General features: G+C 33.5%; 7 protein-coding genes. 4 read left to right on the top strand and 3 right to left on the bottom strand.

Annotated features, from left to right (window positions below; translation table 11 throughout):
- The coding region (locus AB8B90_RS11485; RefSeq protein ID WP_405337003.1) for a peptidylprolyl isomerase at positions 1 to 1270 on the top strand (1270 nt) is incomplete at its 5' end.
- Positions 1271 to 1319: 49 nt separating this feature from the next.
- Here the strand turns inward: AB8B90_RS11485 and AB8B90_RS11480 are convergent.
- On the bottom strand, positions 1320 to 2783 hold the full coding sequence (locus tag AB8B90_RS11480; protein ID WP_405337001.1) for an aminoacyl-histidine dipeptidase: 1464 nt from the start codon (positions 2781 to 2783) through the stop codon (positions 1320 to 1322).
- Positions 2784 to 2835: 52 nt separating this feature from the next.
- Here AB8B90_RS11480 and AB8B90_RS11475 point away from each other — a divergent pair, with 52 nt between their 5' ends.
- The 3 genes from AB8B90_RS11475 to AB8B90_RS11465 all read left to right on the top strand — a co-directional run bounded on the left by AB8B90_RS11475 (position 2836) and on the right by AB8B90_RS11465 (position 8283).
- Positions 2836 to 3906, top strand: a complete 1071-nt coding sequence (locus AB8B90_RS11475; RefSeq protein ID WP_405336999.1) for a DUF3810 domain-containing protein — start codon at positions 2836 to 2838, stop codon at positions 3904 to 3906.
- Between the two features lie 80 nt (positions 3907 to 3986).
- Positions 3987 to 6962: an amidohydrolase family protein gene (locus tag AB8B90_RS11470; protein ID WP_405336997.1), complete on the top strand. Its 2976-nt coding sequence runs from the start codon at positions 3987 to 3989 to the stop codon at positions 6960 to 6962.
- 13 nt (positions 6963 to 6975) lie between these two features.
- Complete coding sequence (locus AB8B90_RS11465) at positions 6976 to 8283, top strand: amidohydrolase family protein (RefSeq protein WP_405336995.1); 1308 nt, start codon at positions 6976 to 6978, stop codon at positions 8281 to 8283.
- A 62-nt stretch (positions 8284 to 8345) separates the two neighbouring features.
- Here the strand turns inward: AB8B90_RS11465 and AB8B90_RS11460 are convergent, their stop codons facing one another.
- Together AB8B90_RS11460 and AB8B90_RS11455 are read right to left on the bottom strand one after the other, a co-directional pair.
- The gene (locus AB8B90_RS11460; RefSeq protein ID WP_405336993.1) at positions 8346 to 9149 is read right to left on the bottom strand and encodes a hypothetical protein; all 804 of its coding nucleotides are present in this window, start codon (positions 9147 to 9149) and stop codon (positions 8346 to 8348) included.
- A 104-nt stretch (positions 9150 to 9253) separates the two neighbouring features.
- Positions 9254 to 10232, bottom strand: a 979-nt coding sequence (locus AB8B90_RS11455) for a T9SS type A sorting domain-containing protein (protein WP_405336991.1), incomplete at its 5' end; no start/stop codon positions are given.

The following is a 10232-nucleotide window of genomic DNA, read 5'->3' as shown; positions in this document are numbered from 1 at the left end:
GCAAAGTAACTTTAAATACAATTACACAAAACCAATGATTAAATTTATGAAATTGATTAGCAAAACTCTATTATTCTCTATGCTGTTTTTACTTATTACAGCAGCCTCATGCAAAGAAGATTATCCTGATTTAGAAGATGGCCTTTATGCTGAATTTGTTACAACTAAAGACACCATGATCGCAAAATTATTTTATGATAAAGTGCCCGTAACTGTTGCCAATTTTGTGGCCTTAGCTGAAGGTACTCATCCTATGGCAGACGAAGAATTTAAAGGAAAACCTTACTATGACGGATTAACATTTCATAGGGTTATGAATAACTTTATGATTCAAGGTGGTGACCATACAGCAACAGGCTCAGGTACTCCTGGATATCGATTTACTGCCGACTTTAGTTCTGATTTAAAACATGACAGACCAGGTATTTTATCTATGGCAAATAGTGGTGGTTTTAATACTAATGGAAGTCAGTTTTTTATTACTGAGGTTCCTTATCCAAGTCTTGATGCTTACAATCCTGATGGCACATTAAAACCATGTGATCAGCCAAGAGTAAGTTGTCATTCCGTTTTTGGTGAATTAGTTAAAGGAATTGAAGTTCAAGATTCTATTTCTAATGTAAAAACAGGTCAAGGCAATAAACCTGAAGTGGATGTTGTCATTACAAAACTTAATATTATTAGAAAAGGTTCTGCAGCTAAAGCATTTGATGCTGCTAAAGTATTTGAACAAGGATTACCTGAAGTTGAAGCTGAGATAGAAGAAATTAAAGCCGAAAAACAACGACAAGCTGAAGCAGAACGTAAAGAAATTGAAGCAAAAATTGAAGCTGCTGCAAAAATCACAAAACCAATGCTTGACGAATACACATCAAAAACTACCACATTAGCATCTGGTTTAAAAAAATATATCATTAAAAAAGGTACAGGTGTAAAACCAAAAAATGGACAATCGGCAATGATTGCTTATGAAGGTTATTTTGTTGATGGAAAATTATTTGACAGTAACCTTGAAGCTGTTGCTGAAAAATATGGAATGATGAACGAACGTCGAAAAGCAGCTGGCGCTTATGGACCAATGAAAATGAAAATCAGTCCAGATGAACAAATGATTTCAGGCTTTAAAGAAGCTTTAGCTTCTATGAAGGTTGGTGAAAAAGCATTCTTTTATTTACCTTCTCATTTAGCGTATGGCGAACGTGGAAGAGGAAACATCAAACCAAATACTGACTTAACATTCGTTCTAGAAATGACTGCAATAGCAGAATAGTTAATATTGAAACAAAAAAAGCCTTTCAAATTGAAAGGCTTTTTTTATTTTATTTTTTTGGAATTCTTTTGAGAATCTCTAATACAAATTTCCAATATTTTTGGGCTGAAGAAATTTGAGCACGTTCATCTGGTGAATGAGCACCTTTAATATTAGGTCCAAAACTAATCATATCCATCTCCGGATAATTCGTTCCTAATATACCGCATTCTAAACCAGCATGACAAGCTGCAACATGCGGCTCTTCATCATTATTCAATTCTTTATACAAAGGCACCATTACTTTTAAAATATCAGAATCCATATTAGGTTTCCAACCAGGATAATCACCTCCAAATTCGACTTCGCAACCTGTTAATTCAAATGTAGCTCTCAGACCATTGGCTAAATTCCACTTAGAGCTTTCAACCGAACTACGCGTTAGACATCCAACTTTAATATTTCCGTCTTTAACTATTACACGAGCAATATTATTTGAAGTCTCAACTAAATCTGGAATATCAGGACTCATTCTGAATACACCATTTAAAGCAGCATATAAAGCTCTTGTCAAACCTTCTTGAACTCCTAAATCCATGATATGTTTTGGTGATTCAACTTTAGAGACCTCTATTACTAAGTCTGGTTCCATTGTTTTAAATTCAGTTTTGATTTCGCTAGCAAAAGCATTCATTTCAGAAACAAAAGCCTCTTCATGAACGGCATCAATAGCAACAATCGCATTACTTTCTCTTGGTATGGCATTGCGTAAACTTCCTCCATCTATTTCAGATATACGTAATCCAAAATTTTCAAAACCGTCAAACAACATGCGATTCATCAATTTATTTGCATTTCCTAAACCTTCATGGATTTGCATTCCGGAGTGACCTCCTTGTAAACCTTTTACAGAAACTTTGTATCCAATTTTAAATTCAGGTGTTTCCTCTTGCTCATACGTTCTCGTAGCAGTAACATCAACACCTCCAGCACAACCTACACCAATTTCATCGTCCTCTTCTGTATCGAGGTTTAACAAAATTTCTCCAGATAGTACACCTCCTTTTAATCCCATTGCTCCTGTCATTCCAGTTTCTTCATCAATAGTGAATAAAGCTTCAATAGCAGGATGTTCGATATCGGAGCTTTCTAAAATTGCCATGATTGTAGCAACACCTAACCCATTATCAGCTCCTAAAGTTGTGCCTTTAGCTCTTACCCAGTCGCCATCAACATACATCTCAATACCTTGTGTATCAAAGTCAAAATCAGTATCATTATTTTTTTGATGAACCATATCTAAATGCGATTGCATAACAATGGTTTTACGATCTTCCATTCCTGCAGTTGCTGGTTTTTTTATAATGACATTACCTACTTCATCTTCAATAGTTTCTAAACCTAAATTCGATCCGAAATCTTTCATGAATTGAATTACACGTTCTTCTTTTTTTGAAGGCCTTGGAACTGCATTCAAATCTGCAAATTTATTCCAAAGGGCTTTTGGTTCTAATACTCTTATTTCTGCGCTCATGTTATTCGTTTTTAAGTTTCGCAAAGGTACATCTTTTTAGTATTTTTGAGTCATGCTGAAACACAAAAAAAGTCTCATCGCCTTCTCTATTATTCCGCAAATATTGCTACTGAAAGTGCTCGCAAACTTTCCTGAATATGTAGAATCTGTATACAGTCATGGTCTTTATGTCTATATCTCTAGAGGAATGCGATATGCTTTTGGATGGTTACCAATTTCTGTAGGTGATTTATTGTATACCATTTTAGGTATCTATATTATTAGATGGCTAGTTGTAAACAGAAAACGAATTTTAAAGGACACTAAGCATTGGTTTTTAGATGTAATCGCAGCAATATCAATTGGGTATTTTGCTTTCCATATGTTATGGGCTTTTAATTATTACAGACTTCCGCTTCACGAATCTTTAAATATTGATAAAGACTACACGACTGAAGAATTAGTCGCTCTGACTAAGCAATTAATAACAAAAACAAATAAGATCCAGTTAAGTATCGCTAACAATGATTCTGTAAAAGTGGATATGCCGTTTTCTAAATCTGAATTATTAACAATGATTCCTGAAGGCTATAATGAGCTTTCAAAAAGATTTCCCTATTTAGAATATCATCCTAGAAGTATAAAAAAATCAATATATAGCTTACCATTAACATACATGGGTTTTTCAGGATATTTAAATCCGTTTACTAATGAAGCTCAAGTAGATGGCTTAATTCCTTCTTATAAATTCCCAACTACTGGAAGTCATGAAGCTGCACATCAATTAGGCTATGCTGCAGAAAATGAAGCCAATTTTATAGGTAGTATGGCAGCAATGCAACATCCAAACATATATTTTCAATATTCAGGTCATGCGTTTGCGCTTAGGCATTGTTTGAACGAAATATACAAAAGAGATCCTGAAATTTATAAAACCATATTTCCTAAAATAAACAAAGGTGTTCTTAAAAACTATCAGGAAGTAAGAGATTTTTGGGATGGGTATCAAAACCCGACTGAACCTATATTTAAAAGCACTTATAATAACTTTCTAAAAGCAAACAATCAATCTGCTGGTATGAAAAGCTATAGCTATATTGTGGCACTGTTGGTAAATTACCATAAATCTCATCCTTTAGATTAAACGTTAAAAAACTAATATTTACTTAATAACGTTCCTTTAATTTTTATCTTTAAGAACAAAATTTTAATCAACTATTATATATGTCTAAAACTCCTCTAAGGCTCTTGCTCTTTTTATGCAGTTTTTCGCTATTTGCGCAAGAGTATTTTCCAAAAAATGATGGTGTAAAAACTGTCAACACCAATTACACAGCATTCACAAATGCAAAAATTCATGTCACTCCAAGTCAAGTTATTGACAAAGGAACACTTCTCATTAAAAATGGAAAAGTCGTTGCTTCTGGTGCTCAAGTTGCAATTCCCAAAAATACAACTGTTATCAATGTTGAAGGTAAAAGTATTTATCCATCATTCATTGATATGTACTCTAATTTTGGTGTAGAAAAACCAAAACGTAAACCTGGAGGAGGCAGAAGTCCTCAGTATAATCCGTCTAGAACAGGATACTACTGGAATGACCATGTAATGCCTGAAAACAATGCAATCTCAATATTTAAATTTGATGGAAAAAAGGCAAAAGAATTCCTTAATGCAGGTTTTGGTGTTGTGAATACTCACATCCAAGATGGAATTGTAAGAGGTACAGGAACCTTAGTCGCTCTTAATACTTCTGGAGGTAACGACATGACTATTCTAGAACAAAATTCTGGGCAGTATTTTTCATTTAGTAAAAGTGTCACATCTCGTCAATCATATCCTGGATCAATTATGGGAAGTATGGCTTTATTACGTCAACTATATTTAGATGCAGAATGGTATGCTAATGGAAATAGTAACACAAAAGATTTATCTATTGAAGCTTTAAACAAAAATAAAAACTTAGTTCAGATATTCTCCGCTGGAAGTCGAGCTAATGCTTTACGAGCAGATAAAGTAGGTGACCAATTTGGCATTCAGTATGTCATCCTTGGTGGTGGTGATGAATACGAACGAATCAATGAAATTAAGGCTACTAATGCAGCTTTTATAATTCCAATTGACTTTCAAGATGCTTACGATGTCGAAAATGTATACCTATCACAATCATTATCATTAAGTGACATGAGAGCTTGGAATCAAGGTCCTTCTAATCCTAAAATCCTTGCAGACAACAATGTTACGTTTGCTTTTACAACACACGAATTAAAATCGCCAAAAGCCTTTAAAGCCAAACTAATGAAAGCCATAGAATATGGTTTATCTAAAGAAAAAGCTTTGGAAGCATTAACAACTACACCAGCAAAATTGTTGGGCAAAGCTTCAGAAATTGGCAACCTTAATAAAGGTGCTTATGCTAACTTTTTAATTACATCTGGAGATATATTTGATAAGAAAACTACCATCTATGAAAATTGGGTTCAAGGGTCTCAAACTGTATTAAGTTCAATGCATACGAAAGACATTAGAGGTGACTATGAATTTATGTTAGCTGGCGAATCTTATAAAATGAGCTTAAAAGGTGAGCTGAGTAAATTAAGTTCAGAAATTACAAGTAATAATAAAAAACGAGGTTCTAAAGTGAGTTATAGTGATGACTGGTTATCAATTGCTATGACGACCAAAGACTCTACAACGCAGGAATTCATAAGACTAGTTTCTAATGTATCTGAAGGAAAAAGCTTAAATGGAAAAGCCTTATTTCCTGATGGAAATGAAATGACATTTTATGCTAAAAAAATTGAGTCTGAAACTGAAGACAAACCAAACAAAAAAGTAGACAGTTCAAAAACTAAAGAAACAGTTCCTGTAACCTATCCAAATATGGCTTATGGTTTTAAAGAATTACCAAAACAAGAAACTTTATTATTCAAAAATGCAACGGTTTGGACAAATGAAGCAGAAGGTATTTTAGAAGAAACTGATGTCTTAGTAAAAAAAGGTAAGATTGTAAAAATCGGAAAAGATTTATCAGACTCTGGTGCACAAGTTATAGATGCTAGAGGAAAACATTTAACTTCTGGTGTAATTGATGAACATTCTCATATTGCCGCCTCTTCTATTAACGAAGGTGGACAAAACTCATCTGCAGAAGTTAGTATTGAAGACGTCATTGATGAAGAAGATATTGATATCTATCGAAATTTAGCTGGTGGTGTAACAACGATTCAAATTTTACATGGTTCTGCAAATCCAATTGGTGGACGTTCTGCTATCATCAAATTAAAATGGGGTGAAGATGCTCAAGACTTAATTTATGATAATAGTCCGAAGTTTATCAAATTCGCATTGGGAGAAAACGTAAAACAATCTAACTGGTCAAGTTATGAACGATTCCCTCAAACTAGAATGGGAGTTGAACAATTATACATTGACTATTTCAGTAGAGCAAAAGCATATGATGCCTTAAAGAAAAGTGGAAAGCCTTATCGAAAAGATATTGAAATGGATGTAATCGCTGAAATTTTAAATAAAGAGCGCTTCATTTCGTGTCACTCTTACGTGCAAAGTGAAATTAACATGTTAATGAAAGTTGCAGAACAGTTCGATTTCAATATCAATACCTTCACGCATATTCTTGAAGGTTATAAAGTAGCTGATAAGATGGCTGAACATGGTGTTGGTGGTTCAACATTTAGTGATTGGTGGGCTTATAAATATGAAGTAAACGATGCTATTCCATACAATGCTGCTATTATGCATAATGCTGGAGTTGTTGTTGCTATTAATAGTGATGATGGTGAAATGTCTCGTCGTTTAAATCAAGAAGCTGCTAAATCAGTAAAGTATGGAGGTGTCTCTGAAGAAGATGCATGGAAATTTGTCACTTTAAATCCTGCAAAATTATTGCATATTGATGATAAGGTAGGAAGTATTAAAGTTGGAAAAGATGCAGATTTAGTTTTGTGGTCAGACCATCCGTTATCTATTTATGCTAAAGCTGAAAAAACAATCATTGAAGGCGCTACTTACTTTGATTTAAAACGCGATGAAATGATGCGATCTGAAATCAAGAAAGAAAAAGCAGAACACATCAATCAAATGCTGTTGGCTAAAAATAAAGGCTTGAAAACTCAGCCTATAAAGAAAAAAGAAAAAGATCAAATGCATTGTGACTATATCGATCATGAATCACACTAAACACAACAGACAAATGAAAAAATTTAATATATATATCGTGTTGTTGCTTTTAACATTTGGTTATTCAAATGCACAACAAACACCTGCTAAAAAACAAAGTAAAACCTTTGCTATTAAAGGTGCTACAGCTCACATTGGAAATGGAGAAGTCATTGAAAATAGTTTAATTATTATCGAAGATGGAAAATTACTCAATGTGGTTGACTCTAGAATTGTAAAAATCAAAATAGCCGATATGGAAGTTATTGATGCTACCGGAAAACATGTATATCCTGGTTTCATTATTCCAAATACGACTTTAGGATTAGTTGAAATTGATGCGGTTCGTGCCACAGATGATGATTCAGAATTAGGGTCATGGAATCCACACATCAGAAGTTTAATTGCTTATAACACTGAATCTAAAGTTGTAGAATCTATGCGACCAAATGGTGTGCTTTTAGCTCAAATCACACCTCGTGGTGGACGTATTTCTGGAACTTCTTCGATTGTACAACTTGATGCTTGGAATTGGGAAGATGCAGCTGTTAAAGAAGATGATGCCATTCATATGAATTGGCCAAATAGTTTTAGTCGAGGACGTTGGTGGCTTGGAGAAGATCCAGCCATGAAAGTCAATAAAAATTACACAAAACAAGTTAAGGAAATCAGTGATTATCTTAATGCAACTAAAGCTTATGCTAGTGCAAGTAACGAAACTGTAAATTTACCATTTGAAGCAACTAAAGGCCTTTTTGATGGTTCTAAAAAACTATATATCCATGTTGATGACGAAAAAGGGATCACTGATGCAGTTCACTTCTCAAAAGAAAATGGAATTACTGATATGACTATTGTAGGTGGTTACCACGCTTACAAAGTTGCCGATTTACTAAAGCAAAATAATATTTCGGTGTTATTACAACGTGTGCACTCTAGACCTGGTCAAACCGATGACGATTATGATTTACCTTTTAAAATGGCTAAATTATTAGTTGATAAAGGCGTGACAGTTGCCTTAGAAGGTAGTGGACAAATGGAACGTATGAATGCTCGAAACTTACCCTTTTATGCAGGAACTACAGTTGCTTATGGATTAACTAAGGAACAAGCCTTACAATTAATAACATTAAATACTGCTAAAATATTAGGTATTGATGCTTCTTATGGTTCGCTGGAAGAAGGTAAAAGCGCAACATTATTTATAAGTGAAGGTGATGCATTAGATATGAGAACAAATGTATTATCTCACGCGTTTATTGACGGAAGACAGATTAGCTTAGAATCACACCAAACAAAACTTTGGAAGCGCTATTCTGAAAAACTTAAAAGTCAAGAATAAACTAAGTTGACCTCAAAAAAAGACCTGTAACTTAATATGTACAGGTCTTTTTTTTTGAAATACTAGTCGATCGTTTCTGCGTCTTCGGGTTTACTAAAAACACTGTCTTTCATCTTCATTTCTGTTAATCTCACATCAGAAAATTCTAAATCATTACGTTTCGTTGTTGGCAAGTTATTTTCATAGTTATACCATGTTAATATCTTGGGTAAATTCAACCCATTAACATTTTGCCATTTACTATATTTTATAAAATGAAACTCTTTTCCTGTCTCTTTGGTAAAATAAGTAACTGTATAACCTAGCCAAGTCATTTGATGTGTTTCAGAGTCGTAATATAAGATATACTCATCTTCAGGTGATTCTCCTACTCCACTTTCATAAGAAATTTTAATTCCAGGATACCTTTTTCCTTCAAATTCTAAAGGTTTTACATCTTCATATATAATCCCATCATCTGCTAAAATAAAAGGCATGGCATAGAAGTAAAACATCAAATTGTAGTAAAACTTTGGATTCCCTTTATAACTTGTGGTATCCTTTTTCTGAAGCCAAACCTCTTTTCCGTCAAAACCAATCTTATGCTTAGGCATGTCTATGTTTGACTTCCTATTATAAAGATCTGTAATCGTAACCTCATCTCCACTTTCTTTAGCCATAGTAAACTTAAGTGTCTGCATTTGTTTCCAAGTATCTAATCCACCATGTGCTTCAAATATTTTTGAAATTGATTCTGGATAAGTACTTGTTGTGACATCTAATTCAGTTTCCGAATAGTTAACAGATTCAACAGGTTTAGAATTTTTATCATTTTTACAAGACGTAAAAACTAACAATGCGATTACTAGTAAACTTTTAAGTTTCATTTGAAGTAGTTTTTTATTTTTTTGCTTAGACGAAGATACTGAGAATTGATTACAAAAAAGCCTCAGAATAAGTCTGAGGCTTCATTTAAAAATCAAATAACCCTTTATTCAATAATTAATTTTTTGACAAACTCTTTTGTGTCCGTATTAAGTTTCACAAAGTATAATCCGCTTTGTAAGTCTGAAACATTTAACTCAAGTTCTTGCTCAGAAATAGAATTCTTAAATACTAATTTTCCTTGAATATCATATATACTAAGCTTAGCATTTGTAATATTATTGAGTTTGATGTTTAATAAATTGTTTGCTGGATTTGGATATAGTTCAAATCCGTTAAAATCAAATTCAGAAACAGATAACAGTTCCTCAACAAATTCAGTTTCGAAACGATTTGTAATTACTGGTGCGTTAAAATCGAAATAAATCGCAGCAGTATTAGGGATAATATCTCCAATTCCATATCCAGCTTGTGGTTTTATTCTAAAATATACAAACCCATTACTTCCTTCTGCATCATCTTGTTCAGCAGGCAGGTTAATGTCTTCAAAGAACCATTCTAATGAATTCTCTGTTCTGGTTACCACATAATCGTGACTAGATCGTAACATTTGGAACGACGTCTCATCTAAACTAGCATCTAACTCGTCGTCTATTCTAACAAAAATAGCTTCAGCAGTTCCTAAGTTTTGGAATCGTATTGTATAATATAACCATTCGTCAGAAGTTGAAAATTCATCATATAACACCTTTGGACCATGAGATTCCATTTTATCATTAGGATCCCAAGAACCTACTACCACTTCAGATAGAGTAGAATAATTATTACTAGCTACTAAATCGTTTGTATCTGTAAGATAAGTTGCGGTATTAGTCACAATATCGTCTAAAGCTACAGTAACCGGACAAGTTATAGAGATATCAATATACTCTACATCACCAGGCTGCAGATTTACAAAATCAACAGTAAAGCCTGTAGTTGTATTGGTTATTGTATAATTTGGATTGACACTAGTCACTGCATTATAAACCAATAATGGATCATGAGTGAATTCTACAGTTCCAGATGAAATGTTTGTAAATCCA

It is taken from the genome of Psychroserpens sp., from assembly GCF_045105015.1.
Classification (GTDB): domain Bacteria; phylum Bacteroidota; class Bacteroidia; order Flavobacteriales; family Flavobacteriaceae; genus Psychroserpens.
This window is presented reverse-complemented; position numbering and strand designations above follow the sequence as displayed.